The sequence below is a fragment of the Bradyrhizobium manausense genome (assembly GCF_018131105.1).
Classification (GTDB): Bacteria; Pseudomonadota; Alphaproteobacteria; order Rhizobiales; family Xanthobacteraceae; genus Bradyrhizobium; species Bradyrhizobium manausense_B.
This window is the reverse complement of the sequence record NZ_JAFCJI010000001.1, coordinates 1,482,773-1,503,878: the sequence shown is the minus strand read 5'-3', so window position 1 is coordinate 1,503,878 and position 21,106 is coordinate 1,482,773. Positions and strand designations below refer to the sequence as shown.

At 64.3% G+C, this 21,106-nt stretch carries 21 protein-coding genes; 7 read left to right on the top strand and 14 right to left on the bottom strand.

The features are described 5' to 3' along the window. Positions 1–71: 71 nt before the first annotated feature. The 8 genes from JQ631_RS06935 to JQ631_RS06900 form a co-directional block, all read right to left on the bottom strand. On the bottom strand, positions 72–980 hold the full coding sequence (locus JQ631_RS06935) for a DMT family transporter (RefSeq protein ID WP_212324993.1): 909 nt from the start codon (positions 978–980) through the stop codon (positions 72–74). A gap of 85 nt (positions 981–1,065) precedes the next feature. Further along, the gene (locus JQ631_RS06930) at positions 1,066–1,881 is read right to left on the bottom strand and encodes an NUDIX hydrolase (RefSeq protein ID WP_212324992.1); all 816 of its coding nucleotides are present in this window, start codon (positions 1,879–1,881) and stop codon (positions 1,066–1,068) included. Between the two features lie 4 nt (positions 1,882–1,885). Next, positions 1,886–2,839 (bottom strand): dihydrodipicolinate synthase family protein, encoded by a 954-nt coding sequence (locus JQ631_RS06925; RefSeq protein WP_212324991.1) that lies wholly within the window; start codon positions 2,837–2,839, stop codon positions 1,886–1,888. A 70-nt stretch (positions 2,840–2,909) separates the two neighbouring features. Further along, entirely contained in the window at positions 2,910–3,788 is an 879-nt protein-coding gene (locus JQ631_RS06920; protein WP_212324990.1) for an SDR family oxidoreductase, read from the bottom strand. Positions 3,789–3,833: 45 nt separating this feature from the next. Then, complete coding sequence (locus JQ631_RS06915) at positions 3,834–4,694, bottom strand: MaoC family dehydratase (protein WP_212324988.1); 861 nt, start codon at positions 4,692–4,694, stop codon at positions 3,834–3,836. A 205-nt stretch (positions 4,695–4,899) separates the two neighbouring features. Further along, positions 4,900–5,289 (bottom strand): Zn-ribbon domain-containing OB-fold protein, encoded by a 390-nt coding sequence (locus JQ631_RS06910; protein WP_057198968.1) that lies wholly within the window; start codon positions 5,287–5,289, stop codon positions 4,900–4,902. Beyond that, positions 5,289–6,446: a thiolase family protein gene (locus tag JQ631_RS06905; RefSeq protein ID WP_212324987.1), complete on the bottom strand. Its 1,158-nt coding sequence runs from the start codon at positions 6,444–6,446 to the stop codon at positions 5,289–5,291. Before JQ631_RS06905 ends, JQ631_RS06910 begins: the two co-directional genes overlap by 1 nt. Before the next feature lie 357 nt (positions 6,447–6,803). Next, on the bottom strand, positions 6,804–10,295 hold the full coding sequence (locus JQ631_RS06900; protein WP_212324986.1) for an indolepyruvate ferredoxin oxidoreductase family protein: 3,492 nt from the start codon (positions 10,293–10,295) through the stop codon (positions 6,804–6,806). Between the two features lie 293 nt (positions 10,296–10,588). On the opposite strand from JQ631_RS06900, the gene JQ631_RS06895 reads away from it, so the two are divergent. After that, on the top strand, positions 10,589–11,800 hold the full coding sequence (locus JQ631_RS06895; protein ID WP_212324984.1) for a cytochrome c: 1,212 nt from the start codon (positions 10,589–10,591) through the stop codon (positions 11,798–11,800). Positions 11,801–11,871: 71 nt separating this feature from the next. Here JQ631_RS06895 and JQ631_RS06890 read toward each other — a convergent pair whose 3' ends face one another. After that, entirely contained in the window at positions 11,872–12,516 is a 645-nt protein-coding gene (locus JQ631_RS06890) for a trimeric intracellular cation channel family protein (RefSeq protein ID WP_212324982.1), read from the bottom strand. 164 nt (positions 12,517–12,680) lie between these two features. On the opposite strand from JQ631_RS06890, the gene JQ631_RS06885 reads away from it, so the two are divergent. Further along, positions 12,681–13,097: a hypothetical protein gene (locus JQ631_RS06885; RefSeq protein WP_212324980.1), complete on the top strand. Its 417-nt coding sequence runs from the start codon at positions 12,681–12,683 to the stop codon at positions 13,095–13,097. 60 nt (positions 13,098–13,157) lie between these two features. On the opposite strand, the gene JQ631_RS06880 is transcribed toward JQ631_RS06885, so the two are convergent. The 3 genes from JQ631_RS06880 to JQ631_RS06870 are packed head-to-tail and all read right to left on the bottom strand — an operon-like array spanning position 13,158 to position 14,702. After that, positions 13,158–13,967, bottom strand: coding sequence for an isocitrate lyase/PEP mutase family protein (locus JQ631_RS06880; RefSeq protein ID WP_212324979.1), 810 nt, complete (start codon positions 13,965–13,967; stop codon positions 13,158–13,160). Between the two features lie 51 nt (positions 13,968–14,018). Then, positions 14,019–14,369, bottom strand: a complete 351-nt coding sequence (locus JQ631_RS06875) for an antibiotic biosynthesis monooxygenase family protein (protein WP_212324978.1) — start codon at positions 14,367–14,369, stop codon at positions 14,019–14,021. Positions 14,370–14,393: 24 nt separating this feature from the next. After that, positions 14,394–14,702, bottom strand: a complete 309-nt coding sequence (locus JQ631_RS06870) for an NIPSNAP family protein (protein ID WP_212324977.1) — start codon at positions 14,700–14,702, stop codon at positions 14,394–14,396. Between the two features lie 151 nt (positions 14,703–14,853). On the opposite strand from JQ631_RS06870, the gene JQ631_RS06865 reads away from it, so the two are divergent. From JQ631_RS06865 to JQ631_RS06855, 3 genes are all read left to right on the top strand, one after another. Beyond that, positions 14,854–15,552: an ArsR/SmtB family transcription factor gene (locus tag JQ631_RS06865; protein ID WP_212324976.1), complete on the top strand. Its 699-nt coding sequence runs from the start codon at positions 14,854–14,856 to the stop codon at positions 15,550–15,552. A 165-nt stretch (positions 15,553–15,717) separates the two neighbouring features. Then, on the top strand, positions 15,718–16,725 hold the full coding sequence (locus tag JQ631_RS06860) for an alpha/beta fold hydrolase (protein ID WP_212324975.1): 1,008 nt from the start codon (positions 15,718–15,720) through the stop codon (positions 16,723–16,725). Positions 16,726–17,030: 305 nt separating this feature from the next. Beyond that, positions 17,031–17,279, top strand: coding sequence for a GCG_CRPN prefix-to-repeats domain-containing protein (locus tag JQ631_RS06855; protein WP_212324974.1), 249 nt, complete (start codon positions 17,031–17,033; stop codon positions 17,277–17,279). Between the two features lie 121 nt (positions 17,280–17,400). Here JQ631_RS06855 and JQ631_RS06850 read toward each other — a convergent pair whose 3' ends face one another. Then, a complete protein-coding gene (locus JQ631_RS06850; protein ID WP_212324973.1) occupies positions 17,401–17,691 on the bottom strand; it encodes a twin-arginine translocation signal domain-containing protein in 291 nt (96 codons plus the stop codon). A gap of 129 nt (positions 17,692–17,820) precedes the next feature. Beyond that, entirely contained in the window at positions 17,821–18,135 is a 315-nt protein-coding gene (locus JQ631_RS06845) for a hypothetical protein (protein ID WP_212324971.1), read from the bottom strand. A 109-nt stretch (positions 18,136–18,244) separates the two neighbouring features. Here JQ631_RS06845 and JQ631_RS06840 point away from each other — a divergent pair, with 109 nt between their 5' ends. Next, positions 18,245–20,203, top strand: a complete 1,959-nt coding sequence (locus tag JQ631_RS06840; RefSeq protein ID WP_212324969.1) for an alpha/beta hydrolase domain-containing protein — start codon at positions 18,245–18,247, stop codon at positions 20,201–20,203. Positions 20,204–20,391: 188 nt separating this feature from the next. Next, positions 20,392–21,051, top strand: a complete 660-nt coding sequence (locus tag JQ631_RS06835; RefSeq protein ID WP_212324967.1) for a glutathione S-transferase family protein — start codon at positions 20,392–20,394, stop codon at positions 21,049–21,051. The last annotated feature ends 55 nt before the right edge of the window (positions 21,052–21,106 follow it).

The window sequence follows — 21,106 nt, the reverse complement described above, 5'->3', positions numbered from 1 at the left end:
ATACGCTCCCAATATACGCTGTATCGCCCCTCCGGGGGAACATGCCTCCGAGGGGCGGAAGGGGCTGTTTTTCATGATGGTTTAGCGACGACCGGGTTTCGGGCCGGGATGGTCATGGCGGCGACGCCGAGGACGACGCAGGCTAGCCCGATCCAGGCCGTCCGGCTCAGCGTTTCACCGAGGAAGGCGACGCTGATGGCGACCCCGATGGGGACACGCAAGTAAGCCTGGGCGGTGGTGCCGACCGACCCCAGGGTCTGGATCAGGCGGAAATAGATCGCGAAGGCCGCTGCGGTCGAGAACACCGCGAGCGCCAGCAGCGCCAGGACCGAGTTCAGCGACGGCGACAGCATCCAGGGTTGCTCGAGCGCGAGCGCGACAGGGATCAGCACGGCCGCGCCGGCCAGCAGCGAGCCCGCGGCAGGCGCCATGGGATCGAGGCCCCTGAAGCTCCGGCCGAAGATCGCGGCGCAGGCGTAGCAGATGGTGGCGGCGACGATGGCGGCTTCCGCAACGAGGCCGCTGTCGTGGAAGGCGTCGACGCCGACGATGAGCAGAATGCCGGCCATGCCGGCTACCACGCCGAACAGTTTTCGAGGGCTGGTCGTCTCGTGGCGGGTGACCAATGCCGTCAGCAGGAAGGTGAATATCGGCCCGGCCGAATTGAGGATGGTGGCAAGCGCGGCATCGACATAGCGTTCGCCCCAGGCGATCAAGGTCCAGGGGATCACGCTGTTGAGCACGGCCTGGAACGCGAAGCGCTGCCAGGTCGTGGCGTCCGTGGGCATCTTGATGCCCCTCACCCACATGACCCACAGCAGCAACAGGCCCGCGACCGTCGTACGTGCGGCGATCAGCGTCACCGGCGGGATGGTGGCGACGCCGAGCTTGATGAAGGTGTAGGAGCCGCCCCAGAGCGTGGCGAGCGCGACCAGCAGCGCCAGTTCGGCGGCGATGCTGGTGTCCTGCCTGTGGTCCATGGCGCGTGTTCCGTCCCGTCCCGTTGTCAGGGACGGAACCTAGCGCATGCGCGATCGCTAATACTTCGCTGGGTATCGAAGTATCCTAGCCGACCGCACCGACCTCGAACACCTCGCCGTCGTAGCCGGCTTCGCGGGGAATGCGGAGCTGGCGACCACTCTCGGTCTTGGTCATGACCGGCATCACCGTGACGATCGACATCCCCTTGGCGTGGTCGAGCGCGGCGCTCACGCTTGGCTGCTTCGCCAGCCGGATCAGATTGCGCGTGGTCGGGAACGGCAGCTTGAAGCGACCGCTCTCACCGCCCTCCACCGCTTCGCGCGCCGAGAGCCAGATCGAGTCGGTGGACTCGCGACCGTCATGCGCGCCGAGCTGGTCGGGCGGCGCGGCCGCGAGGAAGAACCAGGTGTCGAAGCGCTTGGGCATGCCCTCGGGCGTGATCCAGTGCGCGTAGGGCACGAGGGTGTCGAGCGCGAGCTGGAGATTGTTGTCAGCCAGAATGTTCAGGAAGCTGACCTTGTGCTCGTTGAGCGCGACGCGGTGCGCGTCGGCGATCTCCCCGGCGCGTTTGGCATCGACAGGTGTGTTCGATCCTCTCGAACGCGCCAGCAGGATGCCGCTCTCCTCAAAAGTTTCACGGATCGCGGCGATCCGAAAACCGCGGTCCGCTTCACTAAGGCCCTCGCCACCCGAATACAGATCGGACCGCTTGACGATCTCCTGATCACCGGCATCGACACTGCCGCCGGGAAATACCAGCGCGCCCGAGTTGAACTCGATCTGATGATGGCGAACCATCATGAAGATCTCGACCTCGCCGCGGCTCTTGCCGTCGGCCTTTGCTCCGTCACGGAGCAGGAGGATCGTCGAGGCGGGACGCGATGCTGATGTCTCGGGCATTCAACTAACCCGCCGCGCTCGATTGCGGCCCGAGATGGGCGCGCTTGTCGACGCGGGCGACGCGCGACAGCAGGTAATCGACCTCCGCCTTCGCCGCCGGCGTGATGATCGCACCGGGCTTGCGCTGAGCGCTGGAGGCGATGATGCCGCGCTTCTGCAGCACGTATTTGCGCACGGTCAGGCCGACGCCGGGCTGCTGCTCGTAGCGGATCAGCGGCAGATGCGCGTCGAACAGGTCATGCGCGGCATCGCGCTTGCCGGCCTTGGACAGGTTCACAACGTCGATCAGAAGTTCGGGGAACGCATAGCCGGTCATGGCGCCGTCGGCGCCGCGCTCCATCTCGAAATCGAGGAACGTGCCGCCATTGCCGCAAAGGATCGAGAGCGGACGGAGTGAGCCGTCCTTCTGGAAGCCGCGCAACGTCGTGATCTTCTCCAGGCCCGGCCAATCCTCGTGCTTGAGCATCACGCAGTTCGGATTGTCCATGACGATCTTGCGGATCACCGCGGGGGTGAAGATCACCGAGAGCGTCAGCGGATAATCCTGCAGCACCCAGGGCACATCAGGGCCGATCGCCTCGGCGGCCTGCTTGAAATAACCAGTGATCTGGTCGTCGGTGCGGAGCGAGGGCGGCGGCGCGATCATGACGCCGGCAGCGCCTGCGTCCATCGAGGCCTTCGCCAGCGAGCGCATGGTGGCAAAGCCCGGTGCGGAGACGCCGACGATCACCTGCATCTTCTTGGCGCGCTTGACGTAACGCACCGCGACCTGCTCGGCCTCGGCGGCATCGAGCTTCGGAGCCTCACCGAGGATACCCAGCACCGTGACGCCGTCGCAGCCGACCTCCTCGTAGAAATCGGTCAGGCGGTCGATCGAGCGCTCGTCGATCCTTCCGTCATCGTGGAACGGCGTCGGCGCGATTGCGAAGGTGCCCTTGGCGTCGGCGGTGAGCTTCATCTCGTCCTCGTCTCTTTCTATCATCATTCCGGGCACGCGACCTCGTCACGCCCCGGAATGACAGTTTTGACTAAAACCGTCGCGCGCCCATCTTGATCTGCTCCTCGGAGAAAAAGATCTCCTTGGCATGATCCGCGATGTCCCGGGCGTTCCAGCCCGTGTGCGGCGGTTTCCAGCCTTCCATCTCCATCATCCGCATTTCGCGCACGCCGCGGGGCCCGGACACGCCCAGCACCTTGCCGGTCTGGTCGCCCGACAAATCGCTGACCATGTATAGCACGGCCGGCGCGATGCCGTCCGGCCCCAGCGCCGCACCTGGGTTCTCCTTATAGCGGGGCAGGTCTGCGGTCATGCGGGTCAGCGCCCCCGGCGCGAGCGTCCAGATCCGGATGTTGTACTTGCGGCCCTCGATCGCCAGCACGTTCGACAGGCCCCAGATGCCGCCCTTGGCCGCGCCGTAATTGGTCTGGCCGAAATTGCCGATGAGCCCCGAGGTCGAGGAGGTGTTGACGATGACGCCGCCGCCGTTTTCCCGCATCCAGCGAAAGACCGGCATGGTGCAACAAAAGGTGCCCTTCAGATGCACCTTGATCACCTTGTCCCAGTCGGATTCGGAGGCCTTCGAGAAGGTCTGGTCGCGCAGGATGCCGGCGTTGTTGACCAGGATGTCGGCGCGGCCGAAATGCTTGATGGCGTCGTCGAACACCGACTGGCCGCCTTCCATGGTCGAGATGTCGGCGCCGTTGGCGACCGCCTTGCCGCCCTCCGCCTTGATCGCGTCCACCACAAGCTGCGCCATCGACTTGTCCGCGCCGGAGCCGTCGCGGGGGCCGCCGAGGTCGTTGACCACGACCGAGGCCCCTTCCCGCGCGAACAGCTTGGCGTAGGCTTCACCGAGCCCCCCGCCCGCGCCGGTGATCAGCGCAACCTTGCCGTCGAGTAGTCCCATGGTGGCTTCTCCCTGCTTTTTGTTTCTACATTCGCCGATGCCCGCCTAACCCAGCACCGTCTTGCCGTTCTTGATCACGGTGACGCCACGTGAGTTCACCTTGGCTTCAAACGAGATCGTGTTGCCGTCCTTCCAGAGGTCCATGGTCATGGTCTCGCCGGGATAAACAGGCGAGGAGAACCGCGCGACGTGCTGGCGGAAGGCTGACGCGTCGTAGTCGGCAAAGGTCTGGAGCACGCCACGGCAGGTGATGCCGTAGGTGCACATGCCGTGCAGGATCGGACGCGGGAAGCCGGCCTTCTTGGCGAACTCGGGATCGGAGTGCAGCGGGTTGCGATCGCCGCAGAGGCGATAGACCAGCGCCTGATCCGGGCGCGTGACGATGTCGATGGTCTTGTCGGGCGCGCGCGAAGGAATCTTGTGCGGATCGGGCTGGGTCAGGTTCGGCCCGCCAAAGCCGCCGTCGCCGCGGGCGAAGCGCGAAGCAACCAGCGTTGCGAGCTTCTCGCCCTTCTCGTTCTTCAGCACCGTCTGATGCGCGATGACGACGCCCTTGTCCTTGCCCTTGTCGTAGACCTCGACGACGGAGGAATCGGCCGTAATGTTCGCAGCCACCGGCAACGGCTGATGGAAGGTGATGTCGCGCTCGCCATCGACCACCATCACGCGGTTGAGGTTCATCTCGCCAGGGCCCGAGCCCCAGGCTGCGACGGATGCAAACGTCGGCACCACCTTCAGCGGCCGCGGCGTAAACGTGCCTTCGTTGACGAACGCGAGCTCTTTCTCATCCATGGGATCGGCGCCGAGGCCGATGCCGTAGGCGTACAGCATGACTTCGCGATCGCTGTAGGCATATTTCTGGCCGAGGTTTTTCAGGCCTTTGAGTTCTTCGTATCTGGCGGACATTTTCTGATTTCCTCCCGGCATTTCTCTCAGCGAGCAGCGGCGCTCATTAATGTGCCCTCTCCCCTTGTGGGAGAGGGCCGCGATGGCCGTGCGGCAAACTCGTTTGGGTGAGGGGTTGCCTCCGCATCGAACAATCTCTCCGCGGAGAGTTACCCCTCATCCGGCGCCTCGCGCCACCTTCTCCCACAGGGGGAGAAGGGAAACGTCAGGCCGGCGTGAAGAACGGCAATGGCGCGCCATCGGTTGGCTTGAACACCACCTTTACCTTCTGGCCGATCTTCAGCTTCTCCAGATCGCAGTCGACGAAGTTGGTCTGCACCGACGGCCCCTCCTTCAACGTGACGTAGCCGATGGCGTAAGGACCGGTCGGCGACTTCCGCATCAGGCTGTACGTGTAGATCGTGCCCTCGCCCGAAGCCTCTTCCCACACCGTCTTGTCGGAGTAGCAGAACGGGCAGATCGAGCGCGGGAAGTAATGCGCCTCGCCGCAAGCTGTGCAGCGCTTGATCATGAACTTGCCCTGCTTGGCGGCATCCCAGAACGCTGCGGTCTCCGGATTGGTGACCGGGGCCGGATACTTCTTTGCTTCGCTCATCACACGCGCTCCAGAATGGCCGTCGAGGCGGCGTGGCGAACACCCAGAAGGCCGCCGGTGCCGTGGGCGATGGCGAGATCGCAATTCTTCACCTGCACCTTCGGATGCGCCTCGCCGCGCAACTGCCTGACGGCCTCGATGATCTTGGTCATGCCGCCGCGGTTGACGGGATGGTTGCTGCAGAGACCGCCGCCGTCGGTGTTGAACGGCAGCTTGCCGACACCCGAGATCAGATTGCCGTCGGCCACGAACTTGCCGCCCTCGCCCTTCTTGCAGAAGCCGAGGTCCTCGAGCTGCATCAGCACGGTGATGGTGAAGCTGTCATAGATCGAGGCGTATTTGATGTCCTTCGGCGTGATGCCGGCTTCCGCGAACGCACGCGGGCCGGACCAGATGCCGGCGGAATACGTGAGATCGAGATCCTTGCCGCCGCGCGGACCCTTCATCGCCTCGCCGTGGCCGATCAGCTTGACCAGCGGCTTCTTCAGGCTCTTGGCGATCTCGGGCGTCGTCACGATCAGCGCGCCGCCGCCGTCGGAGACGACGCAGCAATCCATGCGATGCAGGGGATCGGAGATCATCGGCGAATTCAACACGTCCTCGACGGTGACGACGTCCTTGAGCATCGCATGCGGGTTGTATTGCGCATGATGCGAGGCCGCGACCTTGATCCAGGCGAGCTGTTCGCTCGTGGTACCATAGTCGTGCATATGGCGCATGGCACACATGCCATAGGCATTGTGCGTGGTCGCACCGTAAGCGGATTCGAAATCGAGCTCCGCGCCGGCGGCACGCGGCGGCATCACACCTGTGCGCGGCTTGCCGGCGAGCGTGATCAGAGCAATCGAGCACTTGCCCGCCGCGATCGCCTCCGCGGCATGGCCGAGATGGATGATGTACGAACAACCGCCGGTCTCGGTGGAATCGACATGGCGGAGCTTCTTGGTGTTCAGGCCGAGATAGTCGACCATCGGCCAGGCCCCGCCGGGCGCATCGCCCGCGCAGAAATAGCCGTCGACATCGTCCTTGCTGATCCCGGCATCCTCGATAGCGCCCTTGGCGACCTCGGCGTGAAGCTGGGCGGTGGATTTGTCCGGCGCATGCCGGGTGGGGTGTTCGTAGATCCCGGCAATGTAGGCTTTGCCCTTGATGGTCAAAACAGAGGTCTCCGCTCGCGTTTCTTATTGCCCCGTTTTTCTGAACCGCACTGGCCTGATTGGCAAGCGCGGAAATATTCCGTCGGGCGAGAGCGTAGCGGGTTGGCGCAAGTGCGACGATGCGGAGCGCCTTCCGCCTCCTCACCGTCGTTGCAATGACGGACACCACAGCCAAAATCCTAAAGGTGTTTTGCCCGACGGCGCAAGCAGTTTTTCTGTTTATCGGAAGAGGCCCACTTGGTCGAAAACAACCCCATGCACAGTAGTGCGGTGGTTGATTTCAAACAGAAAATGCGGGCGTCCCGGCGAGATGGTGGGCAAGGCGCTTTACGCCTTTGCCCACCCTGCAAGACTGCCCTACTCGGCTGCGATCTGCCTTGGCGCGGGCGGCGGGTTGGCCAGATCGGCGGCGAGCTGGGCGTAGCGGGCCTTGGCGTCGGCGACGGCCTTCTCCTTGACCGGGCCGTAGCCCCGGATGCGGTCGGGCAGCGACAAGATCTCCACCGCGATGTCGACGGTGACCGGCGACAGCAGGCCGAGCACGGTGGCGACGTCCTTCTCGTAGCCGACGATCAGGTCGCGTTCGAGCTTGCGGTCGGCGCTGCGGCCGAAGATGTCAAGCGGGGTGCCGCGCAGGAATTTGAGCTTTGCGAGGACACCGAACACCTTCAGCATCCACGGGCCAAAGGCGCGCTTCTTCGGGCGGCCGAGCGCATCGACGCCGGATGCCAGGATCGGCGGTGCCAGGTTGAAGCTGAACTTGAAATCGCCCTCGAACTGGTCACGCAGCTGCTGCGCAAAGGCACCGTCGGTGAAGAGGCGCGCGACTTCGTACTCGTCCTTGTAGGCGAGCAGTTTTGCGTAGTTGATCGCGACCGCGCGCGGCAGCGTATCACCATAGTTGCCCTTGACCGCGGCCTCGCGGACCTGGTCGACAAGCTTGCGGTAACGCTTGGCGAGGCGGCCGTTCTGATAGGCGGTGAGATGCTTGCTGCGATGCTCGATGACTTCGTCGAGCGTCATGGCGTCGAGCGTCTTCGGCGCGGCTACCTCGTCCGTCCCCTTCAGCATCTCCGCAAGGCGCGCAGGGTCCGCGACCGCGAGGCGGCCGAGACGGAAGGCTTCCTTGTTCATCTTGATCGAGACACCGTTGACCTCGATCGCCTGCTCGATCGATTCCGCCGACAAGGGCAGCAAGCCCTTCTGATAGGCGTAACCCATCATCATCATGTTGGTGGCGATGCTGTCGCCGAGCAGCTGCTCGGCCGGCTTGGTGAAATCGAAGAACACGGAGTCCTTGTGCAGCGCCGTCTCCAGCAACCCGCTCAGCTTGCGGGTCTGGAAGTTGAAGTCGCGGTTGAGGACGAAGTCGGCGGTGGGAATGACGTGGCTGTTGATGATGCCGTGAGTGCGGCTGCTCTCGCAAAGCGAGATCGTGTCCTTGGCAACCGCGACCACCTCGTCGGCGGCGAGCACGACATCCGCCGTACCGGTGACAATGCGCGAGCACGTCACCTCGGCCGGATGATCCGACAGGCGGACGTGGCTCAGCACCGCGCCGCCCTTTTGCGCCAGGCCGGACATGTCGAGAATCATCGAGGCCTTGCCCTCGATGTGCGCAGCCATGCCGAGCAGCGCGCCGATGGTCAGTACACCGGTGCCGCCGACGCCGCCGACCGCGATGTTGTAAGGCTTGTCCAGCGTCGGACGCGAGGCGGGCTCGGGCAGATCGCCGATATCGCCAACGCCCGCCGGCGCACGCTTGCGCATTTTGCCGCCATCGATGGTGACGAAGGACGGGCAAAAGCCCTTCACGCAGGAATAGTCCTTGTTGCAGGTCGACTGGTTGATGGCACGCTTGCGCCCCATCGCCGTTTCCAGCGGCTCGACGGAAATGCAGTTCGATTGCACCGAGCAATCACCGCAGCCTTCGCACACCGCGGGATTGATGAGCACCCGGCGCGCCGGATCCTCCAGCGTGCCGCGCTTGCGGCGGCGGCGCTTTTCAGCCGCACAGGTCTGCACGAACACGATTGCGGACGCACCCTTGACCTGACGAAGCGTTTTCTGGACCGTATCGAGTTCATCGCGATGCGCGGTCTTGACGCCGGGTGCGATCTCGCTGGCCGGATAGGCGTCGGGGTTTTCGGAAACGAGATAAATCTCGCGGATGCCTTCGCTGTGGAGCTGGAAGGTGATCTGCTGCGGCGACAATTCGCCATCGACATGCTGGCCGCCGGTCATCGCGGTCGCGTCGTTATAGAGGATCTTGTAGGTGATGTTGGCGCCGGAGGCGACCGCCTGGCGGATCGCGAGGCTGCCGGAGTGGAAATAGGTGCCATCGCCGAGATTGGCGAACACGTGCTCTTCCTTGGTGAAGGGAGCAACGCCGACCCAGGGCACGCCCTCGCCGCCCATATGGGTGAAGGTCTCGGTGGAGCGATCCATCCACAGCGCCATGAAGTGGCAGCCGATGCCGGCAAAGGCGCGGCTGCCCTCGGGCACCTTGGTCGAGGTATTGTGCGGGCAGCCCGAGCAGAAATACGGCGTGCGGGAGACAGGCGCAGTCGCCTGCATTTGCGTGGCCTGACGACCGTTGAACCAGTCGGCCTTGGCGCGCAGCATGCTGGCAATTTCGGGATTGAGATCGAGTCGAAGCAGGCGCTCGGTCAGAGAGCTGGCCAGTGAGGCGACGCTGAGCTCTTCGGCAAACGGGAGGAAGCGCTTGTCGTGATCGTCCATCTTGCCGATGATGCGGGGACGGACATCGTCGCGCCAGTTGAACAGCTCCTGCTTGACCTGGTTCTCGACGATCTCGCGGCGCTCTTCGATGATGAAGATCTCCTCGAGGCCTACGGCGAACTGCCGCACGCCTTCCGGTTCCAGCGGCCAGGGCATGCCGATCTTGTAAAGTCGCAGGCCGATCTTGGCGGCGACCTCGGGGGTGATGCCGAGTTCGCGCAACGCCTGCCGGATATCCTCGTAGCTCTTGCCGGACGCCATGATGCCGTAGCGGGCATTCGGCGAATCCATGGTGATGCGGTTGACCTTGTTGGCGCGCGCAAAGGCGATCGCGGCAAAGCCCTTGTAGTCCTGGAGGCGGCGGTCCTGGGCAAAGCGGTCGTCGGGCCAGCGCAGGTTGAGGCCACCTTCGGGCATCTCGAAATCGGTGGGGATCACGAACGGCGTCATCTCGTCGGTCAGGTCGATCTCGGCGGTGGTCTCCACCGTCTCCGTGATCACTTTCATGCCGACCCAGCAGCCCGAATAGCGCGACATCGCGATGCCGAGCAGGCCCATCTCGATCATCTCGTGGACGCTCGACGGATAGAGATAAGGCATCAGAGCCGACATGAAGGCGTGGTCGGACTGATGCGGCACGGTGGAGGATTTTGCGCCGTGGTCGTCACCGGCGAGGCACAAGACGCCGCCGTTCTTGGCCGAGCCGGCGGCATTGCCGTGGCGGAATACGTCGCCGCAGCGATCAACGCCCGGCCCCTTGCCGTACCAGATGCCGACCACGCCGTCATATTTGGCGCCGGGCGAGAGGTTGAGCTGCTGCGAGCCCCAGACCGCGGTCGCCGCCAGATCCTCGTTCACGCCGGGCTGGAATTTGATGTTGTACTGTTCGAGATGTTTTCGCGCGGCGAAGAGCTGCTGGTCATAACCGCCGAGCGGCGAGCCGCGATACCCAGAGATGAAGCCCGCGGTGTTCAGGCCAGCGGCGCGGTCGCGGCGAATCTGGGCCATAGGCAGACGGACCAGCGCCTGGATGCCCGTCGTGAAAATATGGCCGGTGTCCTGGGTGTATTTTTGATCGAGACTGATCGGACCCTGGTTGATGCCCATGCTGTCCTCTTACCGCCCTGTTCAGGTCTTTGCCGCTTTGCGTCTGCTTAAGCCGTTGCCTGCCCGTCGTTTTTAGCTAGGGCGCGCCGACCACCTTCGCCACTCTATGTCGGATATTTAACGCGGCGCATCACAAATCTGGACCTTCCGGGACGACGGCAAAAAAACGCAATTTCGTGGCCGGAAAGGCATGGGCGATTTTCAATTTGTGTCACCATAGCCCGGCGTCGCGAAATGACGTGAGGCCCGTATCATGCGAACGGGCTGTTGAGTCGCAGCAAGAAGGGTCGAGGATGCGGGGGATTCTGGCGGGCCTGGTCTTGTGCAGTGCGATTGCGCGTGCGGCAATCGCCGCCGAGCCGTCGCCCGAGCTGATCGCCTACGGCAAGACGCTGGTCGAGGCCGGCGACTGCGCGGGCTGCCACACCGCCGACCCGGCAAAGCCGTTCGCCGGCGGCAAGCGTATCGACACGCCGTTCGGTGCGATCTATGCGCCGAACCTGACGCCGGATCGTGACACCGGGATCGGCGCCTGGAACGACGCCGATTTCACGCGCGCGCTGCGGTATGGCACCGCGCCGGACGGCTCGCTTTACTACCCGGCTTTTCCTTATCCCTACTTCACCCGGATGACCAAGGACGACACGCTGGCGATCCGCGCCTATCTCGGCACGCTCGCACCGGTCACGAGCCGCAACAAGCAACCCGAGCTGCGCTGGCCGTTCGGCTATCGCGGCCTGATGCGGGCCTGGAACTTGCTGTTTTTCAAGCCCGGCCTGTTCGAGCCCGACCAGACCAAGAGCAGTGCGTGGAACAGGGGTGGCTATCTCGTCACCGGACCAGGCCATTGCGGCGCTTGCCACACGCCCAAGAACTATTTTGGCGCAGACAAGGGCGCGCAGGCGCTGACCGGCAGCGAACTCGGCGGTTGGTATGCGCCGCGACTTGATGGCGCCGCGCGCACCGGATTGCAGTCGTGGAGCGCGGACGACATCACCGAATATCTGCAGAGCGGCCGCAACACCAAAAGCCATGCCGGCGGTCCCATGGCCGAGGTGATCGTCAATTCGACCTCGAAAATGAGCGATGCGGATGTGCGCGCGATGGCGGTTTACCTCAAGAGCCTGCCGCCAGTGCGCCGCGAGACCATCCCGACGCCGCCCGAGGAGACCGAGATGAAAGCGGGCCAGGCGGTCTACGCAAAGTTCTGCATCGCCTGCCATGAGGCCGACGGCTCCGGCGCGCCGCGCATCTACCCGCCGCTGCCGGCCAATGCGCTGCTGCAATCGATCAACCCGTCCTCGACCTTGCGCATCATCCTCGATGGCGCCCACACCGTGACGACGCCGCGCGCTCCGAACACCGGGGAGATGCCGGCCTATGCCAAGCAACTGTCCGACGAACAAATCGCCGCGGTGACGAACTACATCCGCAATTCCTGGGGCAATGCCGGCCCGCTGGTGACGCCGGCACAAGTCGTGAAGGCGCGTGGGCAAGAGCCGTAGCGGGCCCTCTTTCCGTCATTGCGAGCGCAGCGAAACAATGACGACGTCGATAGAGCGAGGCGAAGTCAGCTCTACTTCTCCTCATCCCCGGTGAATACGAACTTCGGCATCTCCCATTTGTAGCGCACCGCGAGCAGGCGGAGGCTGATGCCGAGGGCGAAGGTCAGGACGGTCCAGAGTTCGGCATTCAGCTTCAAGCCGAACGCGGTGGCGTAGAACAACCCCGTCACCACGGAGACGCTGGCGTAGAGCTCGGAGCGAAACAGGAGCGGCACGTCGTTGCAGAGCACGTCGCGAAGCACGCCGCCCGCGCAGCCTGTCACCATGCCGGAGACGATCACGATCGGCAGCGAGGCATCCATCTGCCACGCGACATCGCAGCCGGTCATGGTGAAGACCACGAGCCCGATCGCATCGAGCACGATGAAGGCGACCTTCAGCCGGTGCACGAGCCGCGCGAACACGATGGTAAGGAAGGCGGCGCCGCCGGCGAGCGCGAGATACACAGGGTTTTGCACCCAGGCCAAGGGATAGTGTCCGAGGAAGAGATCGCGCAGCGTGCCGCCACCGAGCGCGGTGATGCAGCCGAGGAAGCAGACGCCCAGCCAATCCATGCTGCGGCGCCCCGCGGCGAGCGCGGCCGTCATGCCCTGCGCGGCCACCGCAACCAAGGAGAGGAAATGCAGCACGCTATCGCTTGGCGGCAGGCTCCACATCGCCGTGTTCCCTTGCTCCTCGATGGAACCGTCATGCAGGTTCCAGATGAACAGGTTCCCGATTCCTCGCGCGAGGGCAACATGCGACGAAAGCATAAGGGAGCGCGGAACAGAATCTCGCAGCTAAGGGTTGTCAAGGCGCAATCAACGAGGAGACCAAATCGATGGCTGACGACCGTTTTCCCAACGATCCGTATCGCCCGAACCTCGCCGACGATGAGTACCTTCGCGCGGCGCGCCGGGATGCCGACCTTCAGGCCGATCCCGAGCTGGGTGAAGGCCCCGCCTCCAGCGGCAAGGTCGCACTGTTCGCTGTGGCAATAGCCCTGGTTCTGGGCGCCGTGTTCTATGGTTTGAACAACACCAGCACGAGCAACCAGGCCAGCACCACGCCTGCAACGCAGACTGCGCAGCAGACGGCTCCGGCCAATCCGGCCGCACCTCCCGGCATGCGTGACGTGACGCCGCGCAACAACACCGCGCCGGGCGTGACCACGGGCGCCGCGCCGAGCAAGCCGGCCGATACGCCTGCGGCCAAGCCGGCGCCGGATACGCAGACCCCGTCTGACGGCGCGAAGTAACGATTTGCAACACTATGCAACAGCGGCGGGATCGAAAGGTCCCGCCGCTGTTGCCTGGATCTAGCTGAACATCTTGTTGAGCTCGCCGCCGGGATAACCGCTCGCGAGTTCGCCAAAAGTCCCCTTCTCCGCCATCTCCTTCGCGGCGCGCATGAAACCGCCCCAGGCGGCGCGGGCGAGCGAGCCGCCGACGCTGATGCGGCGCACGCCGAGATCTTCGGCCTCCCTCAACGACAGGCCGGATGCACCGATCAGGAGATTGAAGGGTTTTGGCGCAACCGCCTTCACCACCGCGGCGATGTCCTCGCGCGTCTTCAGGCCCGGCGCGTAGAGACAATCCGCGCCGGCGTCCGCATAGGCCGCAAGCCGGTCGATGACGAGCTTGAGATCAGTCACGCCCCACAGATATGCCTCGCAGCGGCCGACCAGCAGCGTGCCGCTGTCGCCGATCGCCTTGCGAGAGGCCTTGATGCGCTCGACCGCGAGCGCACGCTCGTAGATCGGCTTGTCCTTGTCGCCGGTGGAATCCTCGATCGACAGGCCCGCGACGCCGGTGCGCACGCCACGCTCGACATTTTCCGCGACCTTGTCCGGCTCGACCGCAAAGCCGCCCTCGAAATCCGCATTCACGGGAATGTCGACGGACGAGCTCAATGCTGCCAGGTGCTGACAGACGTCCTCCACGGTGACGCGGTTGTCAGCCTTGCCGATGGTCCAGGCGAAGCCTGCGCTCGATGACGCGATCGCCTTGAAACCGAGATGCTGCAACGCCTTGGCGCTGCCGACATCGACCGGATTGGGCAGGATGAAGCAGCCGCTCTCGTGCATCTTCCTGAAGGTCGCGCGCTTGTCAGCAGTTGTCACATGCATGTTTCTCTCCCTTGTTGGCCGCGGAGACATAGGCACGCGCAAATCTAAGCGCTAGTGCGCGTCGTGAACCGCGCGGCTGTCCTTTGGCGCCTGCTCGCGATCGGTCATGCCGTAGTCCCGGACGACGCTGGCGATGCGCAGATGATAGTCGGCAAAGATCTTCGTCCTGCCCTTGGCCTGGGTGCGCCGGTGCTCCATCGTGTTGCGCCAGGCTTGCACCGCGGCCTCATCGCGCCAGAACGACAGCGACAGGATCTTGCCTTTCTCGGTCAGGCTCTCGAAGCGCTCGACCGAGATGAAGCCGTCGATGGTCTGCAGGATCGGCTTCAGGTCGGCCGCGAGCTCGAAGTAAGTCTGGCTGTGTTCCGGCTTGGGCCAGACCTCGAAAATTACGGCGATCATGGGCGTCTCCTCATCGTTGATGGCCTACACTACCACCTTGCGCAAAAACGTGCGCTCTTCCGCGAGGATGAATTTGTTGTCCTCGGCGAAATGGAAATTCGCCATGCTGTCCGCGTCCTGCCGCAGCCGCGCGCGATAGGCCTCATAGGCGGCCAGGCTCTCGAAGGTGACCAGCGCGAAGGCGATATTGTTGGTGCCCTCGTGCGGCATGAAGTAACCGATCAGGTCGCCGCCGCATTTCGGAATGATGGTGAGCCAGCGCTTCGAATATTCCTCGAACTGGGCGCGCTTGAAGGGATCGAGCTGGTAGCGGATGAAGACGGTGACGGACATGATGGGCTCTCCTGTTTCTTCCGTCATTGCGGGCGCAGCGAAGCAATCCAGGAATCCCCCGCGGGGACAGTCTGGATTAAGCGCCTCACAATGACGGCGTGGTGAAAGCTACGCCCTTGCCCGACCACAATGCTTCGGCTACCATCGAAGCATGAAATCAGGACCCGACATTGCCATGGTCGCCGCGCTGGTCGGCGACCCCGCCCGCGCCAACATGCTCACGGCGCTGATGAACGGACGCGCGCTCACCGCGAGCGAGCTCGCGCAGGAAGCCGGCATCACCCCGCAGACCGCGAGCTCGCATCTGGCCAAGCTCGAGGCCGGCGGGCTGGTCGAGCCGGAGAAGCAGGGTCGCCACCGTTACTATCGGCTCACCGACGACGACGTCGCCGGCGTGCTCGAAGGCCTTGCCGGACTTGCTGCACGCACCGGCCACATGCGCGTGCGCACCGGGCCGAAGGATCCGGCGCTGCGCCGCGCGCGGATCTGCTACGACCACCTCGCCGGCGATCTCGGCGTGCAGATGCTTGACTCGCTGCGCACGCGAAATCTGATCAGGCAGAGGAAGCAGGAGATCGAACTGACGACAGAGGGCGAGCGCTTCCTCGCCAGGCATTTGCAGATCTCGTCGGACATGCTCAGCCATCCGCGCCGGCCGGTCTGCAAGGCCTGCCTCGACTGGAGCGAGCGGCGTCACCATCTCGCCGGCACGCTGGGCGCCGCGATGATGCAACGCTTTGCCGAGTTGAAATGGGCGGCACGCGACGCCACGCCCGGCAGCCGCGTGGTGAATTTCACCCGCACCGGCGAGAAGCAGTTCGCGGCGCTGTTCGGGAACGGCAAGGACTGATCACGCCAGCCGCATAACGGCACACAATCACGTGTGAACTCTCCCTCTCGTCATGGCCGGGCTTGACCCGGCCATCCACGCCTTTATTGCGGCTCGCACGTGGATGCCCGGGACATCTGCGCGAAGACACGCTTCGCGCTTTCGCCGGGCATGACGGAGACCCCTATGATCCGCATCTTTCCCGCGGCCCTCGCTGCTGCCCTGCTCGCTTCCCCACTCATCGCCCACGCCGCCGACACGCCCCAACGCGAGCCCTACGGCATCGCGCTCGAAGGCTTTGCCTATCCCTATCCCGTGCGCCTGTTGCCTGTCGTCAATGACGGCGAGCAGCTCCGCATGGCCTATATGGATGTCGCACCTGCGCAGCCGAACGGCCGCACCGTGGTGCTGCTGCACGGGCGCAATTTTCCGTCGAGCTATTGGGCCCCCGTCATCAAGTTTCTGAACGAGGCCGGTTACCGCGTCGTGGTGCCGGACCAGATCGGATTCGGCAAATCCTCCAAGCCCATCGGCGAATTGCATTTCGACAATCTGGCACGCAACACCATTGCGCTGCTCGATCACCTCAAGATCGACAAGGCGGATGTCGTCGCGCATTCACTCGGCGGCATGCTCGGCGTCCGCATCGCCCGCGCCTATCCCGATCGCGTCAACCATCTCGTGCTGACTGCGCCGATCGGGCTTGAGGACTACCGCATCTATGTGCCGCCGACGCCGACCGAGAAGATCATCGAGACCGAGGACAAGCTCACCGCGGACGGCTATCGCAAGCAGCTCCAGACCAATTACGCGATCAAGCTGCCGCCGGAGGCCATCACGCCGTTCATCGACGCCCGCTTCAACATCAAGGGCAGCGCTGACTATCCACGCTGGCTGCGTGCCTTCGTCTCTTCCGGCCAGATGATCTATCGCGAGCCGGTCGCGCATGAGATTCCCGAGATCACCGAGCCGACGCTGTTCATCATGGGCGCCGACGACCACAACGCGCCAGGCCGGCCGAACGCACCGGAGGCACTGCGCGGCAAGATGGGCCAGAACGCGGAACTGGCAAAAGCGCTGGCGAGCAAGATGCCGAGTGCACGGGCTGAAGTCATTCCGGAGACCGGCCACCTCGTCTTCCTCGAGGCGCCGGAGAAGTACAAGGAATTGGTGCTGGGCTTTCTCGGCCACTGAAGCGTATTCGAGCGAAGGGGGTTATCGGTTCGCACCGAGGAGAACGCGTCAGAACAAAACTCGAGCGCTCCGTTTCGATTCATCGGAACGGGCTCTCGCGTCATCCATGTCGCGCAGGACCGTACGCAAGGAATGTTCATGCCGCATTCAGGTCATGATTGGCAGATTTGGATCGCAACGTGCCGACGTGTCGCAAAAATTAACATGTCGAATCGTATGGTTTGATTCATTGTGCGCCGCAAGCGCCAAGCTCCCGAGACTCTATCCCCCCAGAGACTTGCCCCAAGGACGAGAAGGAAGATCAAATGAAATATCTGTTCGCCGCCGTGATGCTCGCCAGCGCGGTCGTCGGCTTCAGCGAGGCGGCCAGCGCCGCCAATGGTTGCGGGCCCGGCTGGTACCGCGGCGCCTATGGCGGCTGCCGTCCGATGCGTGGTGGTCCCGTTGTCGTCGCCCCCGCTCCGGTCGTGGTTGCCCCGCCGGTCGTCGTGGTGCGTCCGCGCGTGTGCCCCTATGGCTTCCGCTGGTACGCCGGCCGCTGCCGCCCGTACTGATCTCTCGCGTTTGCGAAATGGCCGCGCGAATCAGTTTGCGCGGCCATTTCCTTTCTATCGGTGCGCGCATAGCAAAAAGGGGATCGCAATCGCGATCCCCTTTTTCAGTCCGGGCCGACCGCTACCAGTGACGCCAGTGCCGGCGGCGCCAGCGACGATGCCAGTGGCGATGACGCCAGCCCCAGTGACGGCGATGCCAGTGGCCATGACCGCGCCAATGCACCTGCTCGGGCTTGAGTTGGGCTGCTTCCTCGCTGCTGGTGACGGCGGGATGAGCGTCCGGATTTTCTGATGGCATGCCGCCATTGCCGAGCACCTGCGGCGCCAATGGCGCGGCCTCTGCGGCCGCCGTGAACGCGGCGGCTCCCGCCGCGACACCGAATGCGAGTTTCAAAAAGTTCCGGCGCTCCATGAGATATCCTCTGCTTCATCGATCAAGTGATGCAGAGGAAGTGTCGCGGCGGCGACATGAACTGCCGCTGAATCGCGCGTTCAGGTTCATTGCACGGATGTCAGGAAGACGCGCTATTTCGCAAACTCGCTATTTCGCAAACTCTTGGGCCAGCACCAGCGTCTCCCGCGAGCGTTTCACCTCGGGCCAGTCGCGGTTGAAATCGGCGACCAGCTGCTTCAGCGCATCGCCCTTCAGCATCGCGGCCAGCTTCTCCTCGTCATCGAATTGATACATCGCCTGATGCAGCGAAGGATCGTCCAGGCTCCAGAACCGCCAGGCCTTGGCTACGCCGAAGGCCTTCACTGCGTCCGGCACGTGCTCGGTCTCGTACCATCTGTCGAAAGCGGCGCGCTTGCTGGCATCGGTGACGATGGCGCGGACGACAAAGTAGGCGGCTGGCATCGGATTTCCTCCTGTTGTTCGGCCGCAGCATAGCTTGATATGGTGCCGGCAACAAAAACCCGCGCGACGGAACATGACGATCGCGCGACATCAGGGAAGGAAACCGGCCATGCGCAGGATCATCACGGGGCTCGTTGCGATCGCTTCGCTGTGGCCCGTCACCTTGCGCGCCGAGATCGTGCGCTTCGACATCACGGAGCGCGTGCCGGCCTTTGCCGGGCGCAACTTCGGCAATGTCGGCCCCTATGAGCGCATCACCGCGCGTGCGACCTTCGCGCTCAATCCGGCCGACGAGCGCAACGCCGTTATCACCGATCTCGCGCTGGCGCCGCGCAACGCCGACGGCAAGGTCGAGGCCACCGCCGATGTCGTGATCCTCAGGCCCTCCGATCCCACCCACGGCAACGGCACGCTGCTGCTGGACGTGCCCAATCGTGGCCGCAAGCTCGCACCGCAATTGTTCGACGATTCTGCCCAGCCCGGCGCCAACAATGCCGACAAGGCCGAGGATGCCGGCATCGGCTTCCTGCATCGCCAGGGCTTTACGATGGTCTGGGTCGGCTGGCAGGGCGACATTCCCTCGAAGCCGGGACAACTCGCGATGGCTGCGCCGGCGATCAAAAACATCACCGGGCCCGCGCGCGAAGAGGTCGTGTTCGACAACACCACCAATCCGGCGCGCGCGACGCTGACCTGGCCCGCCACCGATCCCGCCAATCTCAACGTCACCGTACGCGCGGCCTGGGCCGATGCGCGGCAAACACCACCCGGCCTCTCGGCAAAGCTGATCGATCCCAACACCGTGGAGATCACCCGGCCCGACGGCTTTGACGCCGGTGCGCTCTACGAGATCACCTACACTGCGCGCGATCCGGTGCCGCTCGGCATGGGGTTTGCGGCCGTGCGCGATGTCGTCAGCTTCCTCCGCCACGACGAGACGCAGGCGAACCCATTGCTCGACGGCCTGCATCCTTCGGTCAGCCGCGCCATCGGTTTCGGCGTCTCGCAATCCGGCCGCTTCCTGCGCGACTTCCTCTATCTCGGCTTCAACGAGGATCTCCGGGGCCGCACAGTATTCGACGGCTTGATGCCGCATGTTGCGGGCACGCGGCGCATGGCGACCAATGTCCGCTTCGGCCTGCCCGGCCGCAACCCGCGCCACATGCAGGATCCGGCATGGCAGGCCGATCTGTTCCCCTTCACCTATGCGAGCCTCAGCGATCCCTATTCAGGCAAGACCGATGGCCTGCTCCGCCGCTGCTCGCTCTCGGCGACGTGCCCGAAGGTGATGCAGACCGACAGCGAGCACGAATGGTGGGCCTCGCACGCCTCGCTGCTCGTCACTGACCTGGCCGGCAATCATCTCGACCTGCCCGACAACGTCCGCGCCTACATGATCGCGGGCACACCGCATTTCGCGGAGCCGACCGACGTGATGAAGAAGGGCGTGCCGGCGATGTCGCTGCCGCAGAACCCGATGCATGCTGGCATGCCGATGCGCGCTCTGCTCACCGACCTCAACGCCTGGATCAGCGACGGCACGAGGCCGCCCGCAAGCCGCATCCCCATGCGCGCCCATGGCACGCTGGTGGCAGCGCAAGGCGCGGTGCCGACCGACATTCCCGGCCTGCCCTATGCCGGCATCCACACGCTCGCTGCCTTCTCCGACCAGAGCGTGCTGCCGCCCAGGGAAATCGGCCGCTATCCCGTGTTCGTGCCGAAGGCCGACGATGACGGCATGGCCATCGCGGGCATTCGCCAGCTTGCGCTGGCCGTACCACGCGCGACCTATACCGCCTGGAACCCGCGTGCGCAGGGATTTGGGCCGACGGCGCTCTATCCGCTGCAGGGCGCGGTCGTGCCGTTCGCACCGACGGAAGCGGCGCGCAAGGAAGTACACGATCCCAGGCTGTCGATTGCGGAGCGCTATGCCGACGACGGCGCCTATGTCGCCGCGGTGAAGCGCGAGGCGACGCGGCAGGTCGCGGAGCGGACGCTCCTGCCGGAAGATGCGGAGCGCGCGGTGGAAGCCGCGAAGCAAGGCAAGCTGGCGAAGCTCGGGCAGTGATGCCAATCAGCAGCGCTTCGCCGGGCGGATTAGCAAAGCGTAATCCGCCGCCTTTCTATTCGACGGGACAGGCGCTGGTGGATTACGCCTTCGGCTAATCCACCCCACGAACGTACAAAATTTCACGCCCCATGTCGGAACGGGCGCCCCTCGTCCGTCCTTTGCCCGAGACAGCACGGAGACACCCCATGGCCGACCTCACCCTGTACACCTACGACTGGGTTCCCCCGCCGCCGCGCGGGTATGTCCGCGACCTCAGGGTGCGCTGGGCACTCGAAGAGGCTGGCTTGCCCTATCGCGTCGCCAGCACGCCGTTCGCTGACCGCGGCCCCGCGCATCTGGCGCACCAGCCGTTCGCCCAGGCGCCGTGGCTGACCGACGGCGATCTCTCGATCTTCGAGACCGGCGCCATCCTGCTGCATCTCGGCGGGCTCAGCACCAAGCTCATGCCGTCGGATCCGCGCAGCCGCAGCGACGTGACGGAATGGGTGTTCGGCGCGCTCAATTCGGTGGAGATGGCGAGCCTGCCGTGGACGATGCTGAAGTTCATGGGGCAGCCGGGATCGAAATTCTTCGACGACTTCCTCACGCTTCGCCTCAAGCACATGGAGATGGTGCTGGCCGACCGCGAATGGCTGGCTGGTGCGTTCTCCGTCGCCGATATCCTGATGGCGGACGTGCTGCGCGTCGCCGAACGTTTTGGCGGTCTCGCCGACAGCTCTGCCTGCCGCGCCTACGTCGCGCGCGCCACGGGCCGCCCTGCATTTGCCAAAGCGCGGGACGACCAGATGGCGCATTTCGCTGCGGGGGACAAGGCGCGCGGGGTGAGACCCACCGCACATCATTAACCCGCGGTTAGCCATAGGTTCACGGCCACAGGAACGAAGCAATTTGCTTCAAATT

Bases quoted from the DNA above. Each gene is read 5' to 3' on its own strand.
- JQ631_RS06885 (WP_212324980.1), top strand. From the start codon at position 12,681: ATGGCTGACGACCGTTTTCCCAACGATCCGTATCGCCCGAACCTCGCC.
- JQ631_RS06875 (WP_212324978.1), bottom strand. From the start codon at position 14,369: ATGATCGCCGTAATTTTCGAGGTCTGGCCCAAGCCGGAACACAGCCAG.
- JQ631_RS06900 (WP_212324986.1), bottom strand. From the start codon at position 10,295: ATGGGCATCAACCAGGGTCCGATCAGTCTCGATCAAAAATACACCCAG.
- JQ631_RS06855 (WP_212324974.1), top strand. From the start codon at position 17,031: ATGAAATATCTGTTCGCCGCCGTGATGCTCGCCAGCGCGGTCGTCGGC.
- JQ631_RS06860 (WP_212324975.1), top strand. From the start codon at position 15,718: ATGATCCGCATCTTTCCCGCGGCCCTCGCTGCTGCCCTGCTCGCTTCC.
- JQ631_RS06925 (WP_212324991.1), bottom strand. From the start codon at position 2,839: ATGAAGCTCACCGCCGACGCCAAGGGCACCTTCGCAATCGCGCCGACG.
- JQ631_RS06835 (WP_212324967.1), top strand. From the start codon at position 20,392: ATGGCCGACCTCACCCTGTACACCTACGACTGGGTTCCCCCGCCGCCG.
- JQ631_RS06910 (WP_057198968.1), bottom strand. From the start codon at position 5,289: ATGAGCGAAGCAAAGAAGTATCCGGCCCCGGTCACCAATCCGGAGACC.
- JQ631_RS06840 (WP_212324969.1), top strand. From the start codon at position 18,245: ATGCGCAGGATCATCACGGGGCTCGTTGCGATCGCTTCGCTGTGGCCC.
- JQ631_RS06915 (WP_212324988.1), bottom strand. From the start codon at position 4,694: ATGTCCGCCAGATACGAAGAACTCAAAGGCCTGAAAAACCTCGGCCAG.
- JQ631_RS06930 (WP_212324992.1), bottom strand. From the start codon at position 1,881: ATGCCCGAGACATCAGCATCGCGTCCCGCCTCGACGATCCTCCTGCTC.
- JQ631_RS06935 (WP_212324993.1), bottom strand. From the start codon at position 980: ATGGACCACAGGCAGGACACCAGCATCGCCGCCGAACTGGCGCTGCTG.
- JQ631_RS06890 (WP_212324982.1), bottom strand. From the start codon at position 12,516: ATGTGGAGCCTGCCGCCAAGCGATAGCGTGCTGCATTTCCTCTCCTTG.
- JQ631_RS06880 (WP_212324979.1), bottom strand. From the start codon at position 13,967: ATGCATGTGACAACTGCTGACAAGCGCGCGACCTTCAGGAAGATGCAC.
- JQ631_RS06870 (WP_212324977.1), bottom strand. From the start codon at position 14,702: ATGTCCGTCACCGTCTTCATCCGCTACCAGCTCGATCCCTTCAAGCGC.
- JQ631_RS06920 (WP_212324990.1), bottom strand. From the start codon at position 3,788: ATGGGACTACTCGACGGCAAGGTTGCGCTGATCACCGGCGCGGGCGGG.
- JQ631_RS06850 (WP_212324973.1), bottom strand. From the start codon at position 17,691: ATGGAGCGCCGGAACTTTTTGAAACTCGCATTCGGTGTCGCGGCGGGA.
- JQ631_RS06845 (WP_212324971.1), bottom strand. From the start codon at position 18,135: ATGCCAGCCGCCTACTTTGTCGTCCGCGCCATCGTCACCGATGCCAGC.
- JQ631_RS06895 (WP_212324984.1), top strand. From the start codon at position 10,589: ATGCGGGGGATTCTGGCGGGCCTGGTCTTGTGCAGTGCGATTGCGCGT.
- JQ631_RS06865 (WP_212324976.1), top strand. From the start codon at position 14,854: ATGAAATCAGGACCCGACATTGCCATGGTCGCCGCGCTGGTCGGCGAC.